The organism is Cytobacillus sp. ABV4_503, assembly GCF_056158445.1.
On the sequence record NZ_JBSWTH010000001.1, the window covers coordinates 2837515 to 2854282 of the forward strand.

The window sequence follows — 16768 nt, forward strand, 5'->3', positions numbered from 1 at the left end:
TTTAGACAGGATTTCATCTATACTTTTCAAAGATTCACAGAACATCAAATTTGTGAACAGTGAGAGTCGTCATATACAGCAAAATATAAAGACCAGGCTCATCAGGGCCTGGTCAAATAATGGCTTATTCACTATGCTGTTTTAAGCTTTCTCTTAATCTTAGCGGCAAAGATTTCAAGGATTACTGCAACGGCCAAAATAAAATAAGTAATAGCCCCGATTTCCCTCATATCCAGGTAAAAGCTGCTTGCCATGAACATGTCAAATCCAATTCCGCCGGCTCCTGCTGCTGCTCCCATGGCAACGGCTACTGCAAAGTTAATCTCAAAGCGGAGAAATGTCCAGGAGATCATATAAGTGATGGAAGATGGGATAACTGCTTGAAAGACAATTTGCCACCAATTGGCTCCGCTCGCCTGCAGCGCTTCTATCACTCCCCTATCCAATTCTTCAAAGGACTCTGAATAGGCTTTGATTAAATAGCCGATCGAATGAAAGGTCATACCAATAACTGCAGCTGTACTTCCAAGGCCGGCTGCAACCGCAAAGATCAGGACCCACAGGACGGTCGGCACGGCTCTTATAAATGCGACCATGCTTTTAATGAATATTGAAACCCTTTTCGAAGACAGATTCTCAGCCGCCAGCAATCCAAATAGGACTGCTATGATAGCGCCAAACAAGGTAGTCAGAAAGGCGAGGCCGAGTGTAACCATAACTTGATATAGGGCATGTCCAAAAGAGAAATGCTTCAAGTGCGGTTCAAGGAATATGGTTTTTAAATTGGCGAATGTGCCGAGAAGCGCATCCATAAAGTTCAGTTCCTTATAATCAAAGCTGTAAAATGCATAGACTGTTATAGCAGCGAGAATAAAGAGAGTTAATCTCGTCACAATAGCCGGTTTATTCAAAGGTTTAGCCGGCATTCTTTGACCAAGCAGATGGTCAGCTGATGCTGAGACATTACTGAGCTGTTCCTTCACCTCCATTACAAAATCACCTTCCTTACATAATTGGATGCATATTCGATCAAAAGGATAGCAGCTATGATGACAACAACGACCAAACTTGCTGTGTCATAAGCCAAACTTTTATAATATAAGTTGAATGTAAAACCGATTCCAGATCCTGTCAGCAGTCCAATCAGTGTGGCACTGCGGATATTTGTTTCAATCATGAACAAAATCCAGCTGATTAATTGCGGAATGCTTGATGGAATGACCGATTGAAAGATGATGGAAAAGTAGCCTGCGCCTGTCGCTTTTAACGCCTCCACAGAACCCCCGCTTACTTCATCAATTGTTTCGGTAAAAGCTCTGGTTAAGAATCCAAATGACCCAAAGAACAAAGCAAAATAGCCAGTTAACGCGCTTTGTCCAAATGAAAACAGCAAAATCAGTGCCCAGGCGGCAACATCAATGTTACGAAAGACAGTGGCAATTCCTCTTGTAATCGCTCCAAAAAAGGCATTTACCCTTGTAGTATTTGAACCGAAAATGGAAAATAACAGGGCGAATACAGCTGCTGCTGTCGTGGCCGCAATCGAAACCAGGAGTGTTTCCTGCAGCTTTTCAAGAATAACTGGCAGCTTTTCTAAGGATTCTGCGGTTGGATAAAAGTTTGCCATTCCCCATTGGATGGCTTTCGGGATTGAAGCAAAACCCTTTAAAGCATTGTATTCTGTAATGATCATGGCAAGGATTGTCACGGCTCCAAGAAGTAAAAGGAAGGCAAGTGTGTTTCGTTTTTTCTTAGCAAAGATATCAGCCTGCATGGATGCCTCCTATGTCAAAGATTAAATCATCCGCTTCTGATCCATATATCCGCTGAATGTCTTCAGAAGTCATTCCTTTAGCTGTACCGTTATATACTGCCTGCCCCTTGTTAATGCCGATAATTCGATCAGAATATTTGATGGCCACATCAACCTGATGAAGATTTACAACCACTGTAATGCCCATAGTTGTTGAAACCTTCTTCAAATGATCCATAATTACTTTCGCCGAATTAGGATCCAGGGATGCAATGGGTTCGTCGCACAAGAGCATCCGCGGATTTTGGATAAGCGCGCGCGCTATTCCTACCCTCTGTTTTTGCCCGCCGCTTAATTGGTCTGCACGCTTATAAATCATTTCGTTCAGGCCAAGCACTTTCAAAATCTGGATTGCCTGCTGCTTTTCCTCTTTGCTGTAAAGTCCCAAAACGCCAGCCAATGTTGATTTGGTCCCCAATTTTCCGTGCAAAGTGTTCTCGATTACCGACAATCGATTGACTAAATTATAGTGCTGAAAGATCATGCCAATTTTGGTGCGGACCTGTTTTAATTCTTCTTTCTTCAGGTCCATTACATGGAGACCCTGGAAGCGGATATCTCCGCCTGTAGCATCAATCATGCGGTTGATGCAGCGGAGAAGAGTTGATTTCCCTGCTCCTGATGGGCCGATAATGGAAACGAATTCCCCCTCCTGGACTGAGAAGCTCACATCATTTAATGCTTTCGAATCTTTGCCAAATTGCTTTGAAAGGTGATTAACTTCCAATAATGCTGACATGAGTTAACCCCTCCTATCCAATTGTTTTATCCCGCATTAACGGGCAGTCCAGACTACTTAAAGGACAATATAGTAAATAAATATTTCAACTGCCGATAAAATTCGATTGTTCAACCGGCCATCAGCGGGGAATAAAGCCCTCCCCGCCGATAGAACTTCGATTTATTTTGCAAGCTCACGGATAGGGTTGAACCATTCATCTTCAACTTCCACCAAACGCTCATTACCGGACTTTCTGCTGAATAACCCTGAAAATTCGGAGTCCTCCGGAACGAAGATTTTTTCGTTATTTGCCACTTCGTCTGAAGTCATAATTTCAAGCAGCTGTTTGTGATCTTCTTCGCTCAATGTGCCGGAATTGATTACAAATGGTGCATTCAATACAGGAGTTACTGAGATTAAGCTGAATTCTTTTCCGGCAACCGTGTTCAATGGCTCAGCAGCATCATCTTTCACTTTGTAAACAGCACCCTGTTTGTTGGCTTCACCCTCTGCAAGCTCCACATAATTGTTCACACATGTATCACAGAATGCCGCCACGTCCGCTTTGCCGGTTAATAGATTGACAGCAGAACCCTGGTGAGAGCCGCCAAATAATACTTCATTGAAGAACTTGTCCTCTCCGCCCTCAAGTAAATCCTCAGCTGTCAAACTCTTAAACTCTTCTTTTTCACTGAAATAATCAGTAATGCCTGTAGATGGAACCTTGAATCCTGAAGTTGAGCTGTTCGAAACAAAAGAGAATTTCTTTCCTTGAATATTGTCTATGGCAAATTCCCCGCCGTTTTTGTATTCATCTGCATTTTCCTTCGGAACAGCCAGCCAGCTGTAATACACAGCGTCCTCCAGAGTGCCGGACTCACCGCTTGGAACAACCAGCGGAAGAACCTTTTCATTCTTGTTATGTGCTTCTATGTATCCTTGTGCACCAAGGAACGCCATATCTGCGTTGCCGTTCGCAATCGCTTCAATTGCCACAATATAATCAGTCGTTGTTTGATGCTCTACTTTCTTGCCTGTTTTTTCTTCTATCAGTTTCCCAATTTCGTCACGTGCTTCTCCTAAATCAGCGCCTGATTCGTTCGGAAGCCAGGCAATCGTCAGCGTATCGTCCTTCTCTGAGTTCGCTGTAAACGAACAGCCTGCAAATACAGCGGTCATCACAATTGAAAGCAAAAATAGCGCCATTTTCTTCATGATTTTTCCCCTCTCTTATTTAGAAAAGTTTTTATAATACCATCGACCTAACTATAGCGAAAGAATATTAATCTACTGATAAGGCATTATGAGAAATCGTTAAGCACTGGTAAAGAATTAATGAGACAATGTAAATACACCATTCTGCATGTTGTATTCCTGATCACATAAGTTGTTCATAAATTCAAGATCATGGAAGATTCCAAGCATTGTCGTGCCTTCATTCATTAATTGCTCTATTAAGATTTTCACCTTCATTTTAGATTCATAGTCCAGGCTTGCGGTCGGTTCATCCAAAAGAAGCAGTCTTGGCTTCTTGACCATAGCCCGGGCAATGTTCAGCCTGAGTTTTTCCCCGCCAGAAAAGGTGGCAGGATAGCTGTCCCACAGCTCTTGATCCAGCTCGAAATGCGATAGGATCCGCTCTGTCTCTTTCTCAGCACGAACCTGGTCCCTTCCCATTTCAACAATAGCCTGCTCTACAAGCTGCCTGGCAGTCGTTCTTGGCATAACATTCAGAAATTGAGACACATAGCCAATTTCTTGCTTGCGCAAATAAATCATCTGTCTATTTGTTGCCTCAGCCAAATTGATAGGCCCGAACTTTTTGGAATTGTACCAAATGCTCCCTTCCTGAAGGCAGTAGGTTCCAAAAATGCATTTCAATATCGTCGATTTTCCGCTCCCGCTTTTTCCTGTAATCCCGATGAATTCCCCTTCCCTTAAGCTGATATCAATGCCGCTAACTGCATGAATATTTTTCCCGAGGTTATGAAGGGTAAATGATTTGGACAGATCTTTGATTTCCAATAGATTCTCCACCGATCCACCTGCTTTCTCTTTGTAGTATTACAGCTTGAAATCAAATTCTGTAATTTGTTTTTTGAATAAGCTTCCCATCAACGAACACGCCTGTTATGACTGGAAAATCGTCGGCCAATTTTTCAATAATCAATAGGTCAGCCTTCTTTCCTGCCTCAATCGAACCGATTTCTTCATCCATGTTAACGGCTTTGGCCGGATTAATGGTGACAAGTCTGATCATTTCTGCAAGGTCCATCCCGTAATTTCTTGCCAGTTCAAAAATGGCATGAAGCATAGCAGCCGGATAATAATCACTGCACAATATATCAATCGAATCATTTTGAATCGCTTCTGCTGCACCCAGGTTTCCGCTGTGGGAGCCTCCGAGCAGAACATTCGGTGCTCCTGCTACCGTATACATGCCAAGCTCCTTCGCTTTATAGGCTACCTCCTGAGTTATTGGAAATTCGCTTATTGTCGTGCCGAAGCTCTTCACCAGCTCGATTTTTTCAAAGCTGTCATCATCATGTGAAGCAACTGCAATCCCATGTGCATGCGCGTGCCCGGCAATGTCCTTCATATCTTCGACAGAGAGCTTTTCTTTTGTTTGGTGATTTCGGATTAAAACATCTATAGCGGCATCGCTCATACTGTTATAGCTTTTAACGGTGTTCCGGTAGATTTCCAGATGACGATATTGGCCCTGTCCTGGTGTATGATCCATAAATGAAATCAAATGCACCTTATTTTCACTGATGTAGCTTTTGAGGTTCTCGATTTCATCCACATTATCAATCTCCATCCTTGCGTGGAAACGGTGGCGCACAAGATGCTTTGTACTGTGTGTCTCATCTATCAGGTCAATGAGCTTTCTGACATTTTCCGGTTCCCGAATCGGCTTGTATGCATATTCTGTTTCTTTATAGAGGGAAAGCGAATGGAACATCGTTGTGATCCCATGGGATATAAGCTCCTTCTCTGCTTCCCTGAGACTTAAATGAAAGTTCATTAAAGACGTTGGCCTCGGTGCTGCCATATGTTCAATATAATCGGAATGGATATCGATAAATCCCGGTGAAACATACCCGCCCGCTGCATCTATCACCTCCAGGGATTCTTCAAATTTCATTTCTCCCTTTGGAGCAATTCTGCTGATCCGATCACCTTCTATCAGAAGATCATAGCCTTGCAGAATAGTATCCTCTGTAATTAGTTTTCCGTTTGTAATGACGTACAAGTGTGCTTCCCCCTAATTTGAAATGAGATTTTTTCCGTTGCCTTAAAGAAGCGAATGAACCAAGCTTTGAGTAAATGGAGCTTGAGGGTCTTCAAGTATTTGATCTGTCAGCCCCTGTTCAATGACCTGTCCCTCCAGCATGACCAAAGTTCTGTCCGCCAGCATCCGAATAACACCCAAATCATGTGAAACCAGCACAATGCTAATATTCATTTCCCGCTGCAGGCTCTTAATCAAATCCAAAACGCTAGCCTGTACGGATAGATCCAATCCCGTCGTAACCTCATCCAAAAGGAGAATCGGCGGCTGATTAGAAAGAGCCTTAGCAATCTGCACACGCTGCTGCATTCCTCCGGAAAAATTCTTTGGAGCTTCTTTTCGGCGATGGACAGGAATATTCACCTTGCTGAGCAATTCTGATCCCCTGGCTTCCATCATTCCCACATTCCTGCTGCCGGCTGCAATCAACTTTTCGGCAATATTTCCAATCGAAGAAAAGTCGATTTTCAATCCCAATAAAGGGTTTTGATAGACTTTCCCCATTAAATGGTTGCGGATATACCGTTTTTGCTGGGAAGACTCATTAAAAAGATTCTTCATCCCATTCTGATAGGAAGAAATATAAGCTTCCCCTGAGGTCGTTTCCTGGTCAAAGTACAGGCATTGCATTAAAGTGGACTTGCCGCTTCCGCTTTCCCCTACAATCCCAAGCACCTCTCCCGGGTAGACATCGAAGGACACATCCCTGCACGCATACACCGTTCCGCACACACTGCAGTAATTTTTGATCAGGGTCAAAGGCTCAGGGTTCCTGCAATGATCACAGCCAGGACCGAATTGCTTGTTTAAGTTTTTAATAGATAACACCGGAACCTCAAATTCAGTCATTTAATTCACTCCTGCCTTTTCAGCTTCGTTTAAAATTTCACAGCAATAGCTGGTATCATTGCATTGGTAAAACGTCTCTCCCGTTGCCTCATCAATCAGTTCGTCAAGGAACACTCCCTCAGACCCGCATAATCTGCAGCATTTATCATGAAAGCTTTCCCCTTCAAACGGATAATCTTCAAAATCGAGGGAAACAATCCTAGTATAGGGTGGAACTGCATATATCTTCTTTTCCCGTCCTGCTCCCAGCAAAATAAGTGCTTCGTTTTCATCCATTTTCGGATTATCAAAGCGAGGGATCGGGCTTGGTGCCATTACATAGCGGCCGTGAACCATGACCGGATGATCTGCACCTGTTGTCATGCTTCCGTATTTCATTATCTGTTCGAATAGCATAAGCCAGGCACCGCTGTATTCTTTTTCAGAATGCAGCTTTTTTGTCTCATGCTCACTCGGTTCAAAATACCGTAACGGTTCAGGAAGCGGCACCTGCAAAACAAGGATTTGGTCCGTTCTCAGCGGCACCTCAGGAATTCTGTGACGTGATTGGATAATGGTTGCCTGAGAGGTATGGTCCGTTATTTGGACACCAGTTGTATCCTTTACTAGCTTTTTGATGCTGACTGCATTGACAGATTCATCAGATCCCTGATCGATGACCTTCAATACATCCTCTTTCCCGATCAGTGAGAGTGTCAGCTGCAGGCCTCCTGTCCCCCAGCCCCTTCCAATCGGCATTTCCCTTGATGCAAATGGTACCTGATAACCCGGGATGGCAATCGCTTTTAAAGTGGCTCTTCTAATCTCCCGCTTCGAGCCTTCGTCAAAGAAAGCAAAATTATAGGCGTTATTCATATGCTTGCACCTCTTCCTGTTCTTCTGCTTTCGCTTTTGTCTTTCTCACACTGTCTAGCTTCGACTGGAAGGTTACATAATGCGGCATCTTCAAGTGTGATATAAAGCCGGTTGACTCCACAGAATCAATATGGAGGAGGACAAATTCCTCATTATGGCTGGGGAAGCTATTATCAGGATGCTCGAGGCAATTATCGAGAATGCCCATGGCGATCGCTTTCGTCTCATTCTGTCCGAAACACAATCCATATCCGATTTCAAACTCCAATTCCTTCTTGCCTTTTTCCTTTTCTGCCATGAACGGCATCAGCATTTCTGCTTCTGTTGTTTTGATATCACCAATGTAATATTCTTCTTCGTCATTGCCCTCTTCATTCGGATGGCCCACATATATTGGCAGGCTTCCTACTCTTAGCTCACCAACAGTCGGATGCAAAGCGCCATACCCTCTGATGACCGCATAGGCGAGTGAAGTAACAGCTCCAGTCTCCCCTCTTGTCAGAATTTGCAGGCGCTGGCTTCGGCTTGATGGAAACTCAAGACTATCCCTCATCACATCATCAGGCTCAGCATCATTGTTTTCGAGAGGAGGTATCAGTCCTTCTTTCCTCAAATAATCCAGCACTTTTGGCAGTACAAATTCAGGTGCATGCTGCAGCATTTCAATTGTCCTATTTTCCAAAGCATAATTTGACAGCCATTCGCTAACCGACTCTTCCGTTTCCTTCATTAGATTGAAATCCAGGAGGCGGTGGGTATAATCGGTTGTAGCGCCAAGGATCTGACCGCCCGGAATGTCCTTGAAACTGGCTGAAATCCGGCGTTCCACCTTCATCTCCCCGGTTTCAATGATTTGAGAAGAGTGCTTTCTCGGCAGGGTTGAGCGGTATGCGCGTAGCAGGAATACCGCTTCTTCCGGATTTCCTTCTGCCTGCTTAATCGCTAATGCGGCAAGCTTTTCATCATAAAGGCTGCTTTCTGACATCACCTGATCGATTAAGCCTCTCATACCGCCTTCAATCTGCCCGGTCTCAAGCACCTGCTCCTTGTGAAGCCTTTCATATTTCAAGCGTTTAATCGACTCTTCAATGGCCTGTGTCCCGCCTTTTACTGCTACATAACCCATTGTTTTTCCACCTCCCTGCTTTCTGTTATTTGAGTCGTTCTTGGCAATGATAAAAGCTGATGATTTCGGTCCACGAATACCAGGTCGACCCCTGTTGGATACTCCTTATTTTTTTCATTGCGATTTACAATCCAATTTCCAGCCAGTTCTATATTGATTCCTGTGCTTGTTTGAATACCAGGTCCACTTAATAGCAGTTTGTTCCCTTCAGTAATCATCCCTGTTTCTGCTATAATCATTGCGGATTTGTGCGGATTTATGAACGTTCCCGGATTCGCCATTTCAATGGCATGTTCCAGAGACCCTGCCCCGGCATCCTTCAGGAGAATTAAATAATCGGCCTTGTCTGCCTGAACCGCTTTTGCAAAGGTTAATTGATTTATTTCCTTTTCAAGTGCTTCAGCATCACCGCCGTATACTTTAAACGTAACCTCAGGATCAAGCAGCGTTAATGCCAGCAGTAAAATTGAGCTGGAGCAGCCTGCTGGATTCTCTCCGTCCAGCAGCGCAGCCTCCTTGCCTAGGTCTGATATCAGCCCTGGCCTTGAAGTGGAATCGACCAATTTTCTATATACAGCTTGCAGGTCATGAACAACATCTAATTTCAACCCCTGTACCTCCTTCTATTAAACATCCATCGTCTCAAAGCTGACTTTTGTTCTTAAAATTTCTTCATTCTTTGCTTTTCTTTTTTGATCTATATAGTATTTTTCAATTTCGAGTATCCCGGCCCATGGTTTGATCTCGGGAAGATCCCCGAGAAATGCCGCGTCAATCACGGCAAGATGATAAGCCAAATCCGGGTGATCTCCTTTCACAATCCCAATGCCGATCTTCCCTTCCACCTTAGCCTTGCATTCTGTGACGAGTACTTCTCCTAAATGAAACAGGCTTTTCCTGGAAGTTTCCCGAACCTTTAACATCACAAGTCCATGTTCCGGCTCCTGTAAAACAGAAACTGAATATTTTTGTTCAATCTCATTCGCTAATGATTTAGCCAACTCATGTGAACCTTCAATCAAAATTTCTGTACGCTGTTTTCTTTTCACCTTTTGGCCTCCATCTGTTTTTGTTCTGCATCTTAAATCTATCTTGTTGCCAAGCTGGCGGATGTTAAAGAAGTGTAAATTATGTAAGAGTTTTATTAACCTGATATTTGCACCAAAGCCAGTTTAAATTAAATAGGTAAAGCAATCGCTTCTATACTTGATTCTTGAGAATTCCAGTACTGTTCCCGTCTCCTTATCCACGCAGAGGGACTCCAGGAGCAAAAGCGGAATTAAACTTGAGCATTGCAGTATTTTCCGTTCAGGCTCTATTGGGAAAACCACACTCAGCTGGCTTTGGCCCGATGTAAATTCTTTATAGCCATGGGATCTATAGTAGTGAAAAATAGATTTGATCCCAGGACCATCTCTATCAATTTGGGGAAAAACAGATTTGGCTGCATAGGATGTGTGCAAGGCAATCGGGCAGCCGTCCACTATTCTTAGCCTGGAAATTTTATAGACTTCATCCTCCGGATCGACTTTTAGCGCATGAAAGACTTCAGAATCAAACTGGATTTTTTCACAGCAAATATTCTCCGACCTGAAGTCAAACCCAAGCTCATTCATCTTTTCACTAAAACTGATATCCCCTGTTAAAATCAGCGGAATCTGCTGCTTCCTATTTTGGACATAACTGCCTCTTCCCTGCTTTGAAAAAATGAACCCCAGTTCCTGCAATTGCTCATACGCTTTCCGTACAACCATTCTTGGAATCCTATATTGATCTGCAAGCTCATTCTCAGAAGGAAGCTTTTCATTCGGTTTGTACTTCCCTTCCTTTATTTGTGTAATCAGCTCATCTACCAGCATCATTTTTTCACTCATACAGTCGGCGCCCCTTTCGAAATCCAGAAACAATTTAAGTCTAATGAATGAATTTAAATGGAAAGTTACGTAATTGTAATATTTTTATGAATATAAAAAAGACCCAATCTTTTTGGTGACTGGGTCTTTGTAAGTCTGTATTTAACTTCCAAATTTCCTGATAAAAGTTTCCGTATCATTTAATTCTTCAAAATGGGCTTCAAGCTTCTCCCTTGGCCAATCCCACCACGCAATTTCAAGCAGTTTTTCAGCTGTCTTTTCAGAAAACCTTCTTTTTAATGGCTTTGCCGGCACGCCCGCTGCAATTGTATAGGGTTTAACATCCTTTGTAACGACTGCACCGGAACCGATGACTGCACCTGTGCCAATTTCGACACCCTTCATAATGATAGCACCATGCCCAATCCATACATCATGGCCTATTTTAACCCGGTTTGTACGGCGCCAATCAAAAAATTCATGATCATCCTGATCGCCGAAGCCATAGTCAACTTTCCGATAAGTCATATGGTGCTGGGTCACCCGGTCCATCGGATGCTGAACAGGATTAATGCATGCATGAGAAGCAATGGAACAGAACTTACCGATTTCAGTATAGTTGACTGTTACATCATCCATCGTATAAGTGTAGTCCCCAAATTTCGATTCGATAATTTTATTTCTTTCTCCGATTGACGTCCATTCTCCCGCATAGCTGTCAATGATGAAGCTGGAATGATGTACAGCAGGTGAAACAGAGAGCTTTTCATCCTTTTTTGGTTTAAAAATCATTGACATGGGCATATCCCACTCCTTTTTTAATGTGACCCCTATAAACGCTGGCTTTTCAATCTCTGCCGTCTCGCAGCCAGTTCATGCACTCTCTCCACCCCCGGAGACATGCTGCCCAGCACAACCGGTTTCTCACCGTAAGCACCATGAAAGTCGGAACCTCCAGTCATGGTTAATCCATATTGGATGGCCAGTTTCCTAGCCGTTTCTTCATGCTGTCCGCTGTGAAGGGGGTGCCAGACTTCTATCCCCTGCAGGCCGGCCTCAACCAGCTCAGGCACCTTTTCAAAATTTCCGTATTGGCCAGGGTGGGCAAGGACGGGCACACCGCCTGCTTCAATAATAGCCTCAACAGCAAGCCGCGCATCCACATATTCCATCGGGATAAAAGCAACTCCTGGCGATTCTCCATTTTGACCGCGGCTAAATAATTTTTTATAAAGGGATCCGTAAATGGAATCAGCATATCCAGCCTCTATAAGAGCTGCCATGATATGCTGCTTATAAACTCCAGTTCCTCCTTCAGAAAGCTCCAGACAGTGCTCCCATGTTATGCTGTATCCTGCTGAAATCAGCCTTTGAACCATTTCAAAAGAGAGATTATGCCTCCGCTCAACAATCGGCTTACACAGCGATTCAATTGCCTTATGCCCTGGTTCGATAAAATAGCCCAGAATGTGCACCCGGCGTCCCCTGTCAAAGTCAAAAGCAGAAATTTCAATACCGGGGATCACCTCCACTCCATACCTCTTTCCACGATCAATTGCTTCCTGCAGCCCTTTTGTCGTGTCGTGGTTCGTAATGGCCAAATGTGTAACCTCATTGGCAATGGCAAGATTCAATACCTCATCAATCGATAGCGGGCAATCAGAAACATTCGTATGGCAATGCAGCTCTGCTTTCATTTTCATTCCTCCTATTCATTGCCTTTTTTATTAGAATAACTTGGTGCCAAGCCAAATAGGTTAAAGGGATGTAAATTTCTGTTAAGATTATGTAATTGTCATTTTGATTTTTCAGTTTGATAGAATTGCCTTATTAAAAGCCCGGCATTAAAGCAACTGACCGATATATTGGAAAAGTGACCGATATATTGGAAAAGTGACCGATATATTGGAAAAGTGACCGATAAATTGTGAAAGTGACCGATAAATTGTGAAAGTGACCGATAAATCCTGAAAGTGACCGATAAATCCTGAAAGTGACCGATATACGTAAAAATTTACCGATATACCGTGAAAGTGACCGATATATTCAATTTCTGGCCGATATACTTCCGAAAGTGACCGATTTCCCCATTTTTACAAGACTAGATGACGTAACAAACGCCTTTTTTTACAAAGAATATAAGAAAAAACAAGAAGACAGATATTTTTCAAAAAATCTTCACGAAATAGGGCCAACTCCAAAATAGTCGGCCCATTTCTGCTGTATTATTTAGTTTTGCTGCTGTCTTCCTGGTTCTCTGACAGCAATTCTTTTGTTGAACTTTTAAATTCCCTCAAAGTCGAGCCGAATGCCCGGCCAATTTCCGGCAGCTTCGATGGCCCGAAAATGATAAGTGCGATAACTAATACTAATATTAGTCCAGGTATACCTATATTTTGCAGCATGTTCATCCCTCCTGCAGAGTATTGTTACTAAACGTCATTATCAAACGGGATTTGCGGCAGCCATTGTCTTCGTCTTCCCTAAAGCTCTCAAAGGCTTCTTACATACATTCCCATAAGCATCCAGTGCATGCACCTCAATTTGATAGGCTGTATTTGCCTGTAACCCTTCAATTGTTAACGTTAACGGGTTTGGCACAGGATCTTTATAGAATTCCGAGAAAGCAAGAAATTCCTTCACGACTTTCTCTGAATTTGCATGTCTTGCCACTACCTTGTAGTCATGAACCAGCAGGTCATCCTTGGCTTGCGTAAACATAATGGCCATGCCAGTGGCTGATGTCATTTCATGATTAATGGAAAGCATCGCATCTTTTGTAAAAAAAGGCGCCTTCTTATCCCTGTCTTCTGTGTAAGAAAATTTCCGCTTATTTGCCGGATAGCTAAGTTCAAATGGCTCTCCTGTCCAATCATTCTGATGAATATCGCGGCGTCTGATCAGCACCTTATTATTATGCACCTCGACAATTAATGCCTGATTCAGGACATCTGCACCTTCAGGCACTTCCCCTTGAATTCTGCCGGCGTCCAGCCACAAATAGGCACCGGTTGAGGTTCCAATTGAAGTAAAATCCTTCTGGTGAATGATTCTCGGGTCATCAAGAGGATAGTGCGTATGTCCTGAAAATGAGATGACTTGCGGATATTCCTTTAAAGTGTTGTAAAAAAGGTCTCTATTTTGATTAAAGCCCCATTCACTTCCATAGACAGTCCCTTTAATCGGCTGATGGTGAAAGACAAAAATTGGCTTTTTCCAATCATCTTCATGCGCAATCTTCAGCTGCTCACCCAGCCAATTAATTTGTTCCACGGAAAAAGTGCCCTCTGTTAAACCATCTTCTGTTCCCAGAATGATAAAATGGTAGCCTTTGATTACCTTGTGATAGTAAATAGATTCCATGCCTGTTTTTTCTAGGAATCGCTTTTGGGCGTCTGCTACTGATAAGCCATTCCAATAGTCATGATTCCCTATGGCAAACATGGAAACGGCACCTGGCTGTTTGTGGACATTATAAGCTGACATAAACTTATCGTATTCGGATTCATATCCATAATCTGTTAAATCTCCCACAACCAAAAAAGCATCCTGCTTCGGAATAGCCTTATTTAGCTGTTCTAAAGTTGTTATAAACTTTTCAAGTGTTTTATTGCTGCTGTTATGGATATGAATGTCACTAATAACCGGGAATACTAAATCCGGACTATTGCCTCCAGAGTTCATGATCGAAGCAGAAGAGGCAGCACTTGCTGTAATTAAATTAAGAGAGTTAGCAAGAGATAATCCAATTGTTGCACTGGCAGCTAAGGTAGTTTTCTGCAAAAAAGCACGGCGATCCATTTCTTTAATAAATATATTTCCATCTTTTTGTCCAGTCCGATTATCTTTCATGATTTATAAACTCCTTCTCCCATTTTTCCAGACTCCTCTTAACACAGTCTCTTTTTAACACCAGAGGCCTGCTTTAGCCTATTTTTTCTCCAGCGGCAGCGGATCAATACTTTGGTCGTTGGCTGTTAAATCAATACCGAAGTCTTTGGCAAAAACCATATGTGTATCGACCAAAACACCTTCATGATTTTCATCTAAATTAAATACTCTCGCTCCCCGAAGTCTGTTTCTGTCGGATCCTGAAAGACCGTAAGTGCCAAAACCGGTATTTCCGGCATATCCAAGCAGAATTCCATAGTAGTTTCCGCAATATGTATTAATATGGTCATGGCCGCAGAATACTCCTTTCACATCCCCTCTATCGAGCATAGCTGTAAACAAGCCGCTGTTTATTGGGCCGGGGCACTCATCTTCATTCCGCTCTCCATTAATTTGATGTCTTGCAGCAGCCAATTCATGCCCTGCCGGTGTTCTGCCGTCCACACTGCCCCACCACATAAAACGGTGCTCCCATAGAGGAATATGAATGAATACAAGAGAAGGCACTTTATAGCCATAATGCTTTTCTATTGCTTTTGATCTTTCATAATACCAATTGACCTGATTAAATCGCAGCCAATCCCATGTTGGATAGCCCTTGAAATCCTGCCCGGCGATCGTTTGAGGGGCATATCTGCCGCTGTCCAAAAGCCAGAGATTAAATGCTGCCTTATTTCCTTTGGATTTTTTGACTAATAGATTCATATTTCCTGTTCCCGTAAGGCCTTTTTGTCCAGGTGTGTTCATATTATGCTTATATTTCATATAAAACTTGAGCATATCACTCTCATCCATGCCGCTCTTTGGAGTTGAGTCTTCATCATGGTTTCCAAACGTAGCCGCCCAGCGGATTCCCCTTTGCTCCATTGGCTGGACGACATTATTCATAGCCTGCTTCATTTCTAATTCTGTATCACAGCCGCCTGTTATATTGTCACCATTTAAAACAACAAAATCAGGCTTCTCAGAATCCAGCACTTTTTCCATCAGCTGTATGGTCCGCCTGTCGATCCGTTCATCATCCTGAGTATCATTGAATTGTACAACTTTAAATTTCCCATTGGAATTGAAGGAAAGCTTCGGTCCTTCCAGCTTTTCACTGATCTCTTCCGCTTGAACCCTGTTTTCGAATATGTCTCCAGGTAAACCTGCCGCTGCCATGGTTAAAGCTAGTGTCCCTGCTCCTCCCGCTTTAATAAATGTCCTTCTGTCCATTCCTTTTCTTTCATTTTCTTTCTTCATCAGCCTTACCTCCATGAATTGATAAAAAATTTCCCCTACGGTTAAAATCCTAGAGTAAATCTATTAAAGCAGTATTAATATCAATAGATTGTTTAGTAAAGAAAACAAAGGCAAAAAGATAAACAAAAAATGATTTTCTATTATTCATCGGTGATTAATAGGAAGGAAGAATGAAATTCGGGACTTTCCTCTCTTTGTATTCTTTTGTTTTCATTTCTGTTTTAAAACTTTTAAATAAATTAATATTTTTGACCTCAATTTTTAAAACTTCATCCCTATAATGATCCATAACATGAAAGACGGGGGTTGCCAACAATGAAAAAAGGGTTCGCTGCGGAAAGGCACAGTAGAATTATCAGGGAATTAGAAATAAAAAATAAAGTGAGTGTAGCGGAGCTCTCCAGAAAATTAAGTGTAACGCCAGAAACGATCCGGAGTGACTTGAGACGGCTAGAGAAGAGAAACAAATTGCGGAGAATTCATGGAGGAGCGATATGCTATTTTGGCTTAGAAAAGGAGCAGCAGTTTAATAAAAGGATGGGCATAAGCCTTCCCATCAAAAAGAAAATTGGTGAAGCTGCCGCAAGCTTTATTTCCGATGGGGAAACTATCGTTTTGGATGTCGGCTCCACAACTCTTCATATTGCCGGTTCGATTGAAAATGTTGAAAATGTAACGATCGTAACCAATTCCCTGGCTGCTGCAGAAATATTAAATGCGCGTATGGAAAATAAACTGTTCAATGGCAGGGTCATTCTGATTGGCGGGACCGTGAATCCTCTGCAGCGCTCAACCTCAGGTTCACTAACTAATCAGATGCTGGAACACTTTTACTTTGACAAGGCCTTTATATCATGTGGAGGAATGAACCGCGATGGAATATGCGATTATACTATTGATGAAGCTGCCGCCTCTTCCATCATGATAAAAAGATCTAAACAGGTTTATGTGGCAGCCGATTCCTCAAAACTCAATCAGAGGGCATTTTTCCATGTCAGCCCTTTTTCGTCTATTGATTTTGTCATTACTGATGCGGATTTACCGTACGATTGGCCGGAGGAGGAAATTAAATTCAATGGGCTAAAATGGGTGAAAGTCTATACATAAAATTAAAACAGAACTC

The 16768-nt window shown here is 42.7% G+C and carries 18 protein-coding genes; 1 reads left to right on the top strand and 17 read right to left on the bottom strand.

Translation table 11 applies throughout. The annotated features are described in order from the left end of the window. Nucleotides 1–131 precede the first annotated feature (131 nt). The 17 genes from ACXAD1_RS14120 to ACXAD1_RS14200 all read right to left on the bottom strand — a co-directional run bounded on the left by ACXAD1_RS14120 (nt 132) and on the right by ACXAD1_RS14200 (nt 15645). On the bottom strand, nt 132–989 hold the full coding sequence (locus tag ACXAD1_RS14120; RefSeq protein ID WP_474910387.1) for a PhnE/PtxC family ABC transporter permease: 858 nt from the start codon (nt 987–989) through the stop codon (nt 132–134). Next, nucleotides 989–1774 (bottom strand): PhnE/PtxC family ABC transporter permease, encoded by a 786-nt coding sequence (locus tag ACXAD1_RS14125; RefSeq protein ID WP_113881563.1) that lies wholly within the window; start codon nt 1772–1774, stop codon nt 989–991. Before ACXAD1_RS14125 ends, ACXAD1_RS14120 begins: the two co-directional genes overlap by 1 nt. Next, nucleotides 1764–2552, bottom strand: coding sequence for a phosphonate ABC transporter ATP-binding protein (gene phnC / locus ACXAD1_RS14130; protein ID WP_474910388.1), 789 nt, complete (start codon nt 2550–2552; stop codon nt 1764–1766). The genes ACXAD1_RS14125 and phnC overlap by 11 nt, the downstream gene beginning before the upstream one ends. Before the next feature lie 162 nt (nt 2553–2714). After that, nucleotides 2715–3749: a phosphate/phosphite/phosphonate ABC transporter substrate-binding protein gene (gene phnD, locus ACXAD1_RS14135; RefSeq protein ID WP_370222976.1), complete on the bottom strand. Its 1035-nt coding sequence runs from the start codon at nt 3747–3749 to the stop codon at nt 2715–2717. A 117-nt stretch (nt 3750–3866) separates the two neighbouring features. Continuing rightward, nucleotides 3867–4571 carry a phosphonate C-P lyase system protein PhnL gene (locus ACXAD1_RS14140; RefSeq protein ID WP_474910389.1) on the bottom strand — a complete coding sequence of 235 codons (705 nt, stop codon included), beginning with the start codon at nt 4569–4571 and terminating at the stop codon, nt 3867–3869. 40 nt (nt 4572–4611) lie between these two features. Next, nucleotides 4612–5790, bottom strand: coding sequence for a phosphonate metabolism protein PhnM (gene phnM / locus ACXAD1_RS14145; protein WP_206844689.1), 1179 nt, complete (start codon nt 5788–5790; stop codon nt 4612–4614). A 42-nt stretch (nt 5791–5832) separates the two neighbouring features. Continuing rightward, on the bottom strand, nt 5833–6678 hold the full coding sequence (locus ACXAD1_RS14150; RefSeq protein WP_370222979.1) for an ATP-binding cassette domain-containing protein: 846 nt from the start codon (nt 6676–6678) through the stop codon (nt 5833–5835). Further along, complete coding sequence (locus ACXAD1_RS14155; protein ID WP_370222980.1) at nt 6679–7533, bottom strand: alpha-D-ribose 1-methylphosphonate 5-phosphate C-P-lyase PhnJ; 855 nt, start codon at nt 7531–7533, stop codon at nt 6679–6681. Next, nucleotides 7526–8659, bottom strand: a complete 1134-nt coding sequence (locus ACXAD1_RS14160; protein WP_474910390.1) for a carbon-phosphorus lyase complex subunit PhnI — start codon at nt 8657–8659, stop codon at nt 7526–7528. The genes ACXAD1_RS14155 and ACXAD1_RS14160 overlap by 8 nt, the downstream gene beginning before the upstream one ends. Further along, on the bottom strand, nt 8647–9267 hold the full coding sequence (phnH, locus tag ACXAD1_RS14165; protein ID WP_474910391.1) for a phosphonate C-P lyase system protein PhnH: 621 nt from the start codon (nt 9265–9267) through the stop codon (nt 8647–8649). The genes ACXAD1_RS14160 and phnH overlap by 13 nt, the downstream gene beginning before the upstream one ends. Nucleotides 9268–9285: 18 nt before the next feature. Continuing rightward, nucleotides 9286–9708, bottom strand: a complete 423-nt coding sequence (gene phnG / locus ACXAD1_RS14170) for a phosphonate C-P lyase system protein PhnG (RefSeq protein WP_206844683.1) — start codon at nt 9706–9708, stop codon at nt 9286–9288. Between the two features lie 123 nt (nt 9709–9831). Continuing rightward, entirely contained in the window at nt 9832–10533 is a 702-nt protein-coding gene (locus ACXAD1_RS14175) for a GntR family transcriptional regulator (protein ID WP_206844682.1), read from the bottom strand. 141 nt (nt 10534–10674) lie between these two features. After that, on the bottom strand, nt 10675–11310 hold the full coding sequence (locus tag ACXAD1_RS14180) for a DapH/DapD/GlmU-related protein (RefSeq protein ID WP_474910392.1): 636 nt from the start codon (nt 11308–11310) through the stop codon (nt 10675–10677). 32 nt (nt 11311–11342) lie between these two features. Continuing rightward, complete coding sequence (locus ACXAD1_RS14185; RefSeq protein ID WP_474910393.1) at nt 11343–12209, bottom strand: PHP domain-containing protein; 867 nt, start codon at nt 12207–12209, stop codon at nt 11343–11345. Between the two features lie 528 nt (nt 12210–12737). Then, nucleotides 12738–12917 (bottom strand): twin-arginine translocase TatA/TatE family subunit, encoded by a 180-nt coding sequence (locus tag ACXAD1_RS14190; protein WP_053435217.1) that lies wholly within the window; start codon nt 12915–12917, stop codon nt 12738–12740. A gap of 40 nt (nt 12918–12957) precedes the next feature. Then, entirely contained in the window at nt 12958–14364 is a 1407-nt protein-coding gene (locus tag ACXAD1_RS14195) for a metallophosphoesterase (RefSeq protein WP_370222985.1), read from the bottom strand. 78 nt (nt 14365–14442) lie between these two features. Then, nucleotides 14443–15645 carry a metallophosphoesterase gene (locus ACXAD1_RS14200; protein ID WP_474910394.1) on the bottom strand — a complete coding sequence of 401 codons (1203 nt, stop codon included), beginning with the start codon at nt 15643–15645 and terminating at the stop codon, nt 14443–14445. A 315-nt stretch (nt 15646–15960) separates the two neighbouring features. Between ACXAD1_RS14200 and ACXAD1_RS14205 the strand changes: the two genes are divergently transcribed. Then, on the top strand, nt 15961–16752 hold the full coding sequence (locus tag ACXAD1_RS14205; RefSeq protein WP_474910395.1) for a DeoR/GlpR family DNA-binding transcription regulator: 792 nt from the start codon (nt 15961–15963) through the stop codon (nt 16750–16752). The last annotated feature ends 16 nt before the right edge of the window (nt 16753–16768 follow it).

Excerpts from the sequence above, each read along its gene's own strand:
- ACXAD1_RS14155 (WP_370222980.1), bottom strand. The coding sequence starts at position 7,533 with ATGAATAACGCCTATAATTTTGCTTTCTTTGACGAAGGCTCGAAGCGG.
- ACXAD1_RS14185 (WP_474910393.1), bottom strand. The coding sequence starts at position 12,209 with ATGAAAGCAGAGCTGCATTGCCATACGAATGTTTCTGATTGCCCGCTA.
- ACXAD1_RS14150 (WP_370222979.1), bottom strand. The coding sequence starts at position 6,678 with ATGACTGAATTTGAGGTTCCGGTGTTATCTATTAAAAACTTAAACAAG.
- ACXAD1_RS14160 (WP_474910390.1), bottom strand. The coding sequence starts at position 8,659 with ATGGGTTATGTAGCAGTAAAAGGCGGGACACAGGCCATTGAAGAGTCG.
- ACXAD1_RS14120 (WP_474910387.1), bottom strand. The coding sequence starts at position 989 with ATGGAGGTGAAGGAACAGCTCAGTAATGTCTCAGCATCAGCTGACCAT.
- ACXAD1_RS14125 (WP_113881563.1), bottom strand. The coding sequence starts at position 1,774 with ATGCAGGCTGATATCTTTGCTAAGAAAAAACGAAACACACTTGCCTTC.
- ACXAD1_RS14200 (WP_474910394.1), bottom strand. The coding sequence starts at position 15,645 with ATGAAGAAAGAAAATGAAAGAAAAGGAATGGACAGAAGGACATTTATT.
- ACXAD1_RS14175 (WP_206844682.1), bottom strand. The coding sequence starts at position 10,533 with ATGAGTGAAAAAATGATGCTGGTAGATGAGCTGATTACACAAATAAAG.
- ACXAD1_RS14195 (WP_370222985.1), bottom strand. The coding sequence starts at position 14,364 with ATGAAAGATAATCGGACTGGACAAAAAGATGGAAATATATTTATTAAA.
- ACXAD1_RS14205 (WP_474910395.1), top strand. The coding sequence starts at position 15,961 with ATGAAAAAAGGGTTCGCTGCGGAAAGGCACAGTAGAATTATCAGGGAA.
- ACXAD1_RS14190 (WP_053435217.1), bottom strand. The coding sequence starts at position 12,917 with ATGCTGCAAAATATAGGTATACCTGGACTAATATTAGTATTAGTTATC.
- ACXAD1_RS14180 (WP_474910392.1), bottom strand. The coding sequence starts at position 11,310 with ATGTCAATGATTTTTAAACCAAAAAAGGATGAAAAGCTCTCTGTTTCA.
- phnC (WP_474910388.1), bottom strand. The coding sequence starts at position 2,552 with ATGTCAGCATTATTGGAAGTTAATCACCTTTCAAAGCAATTTGGCAAA.
- phnD (WP_370222976.1), bottom strand. The coding sequence starts at position 3,749 with ATGAAGAAAATGGCGCTATTTTTGCTTTCAATTGTGATGACCGCTGTA.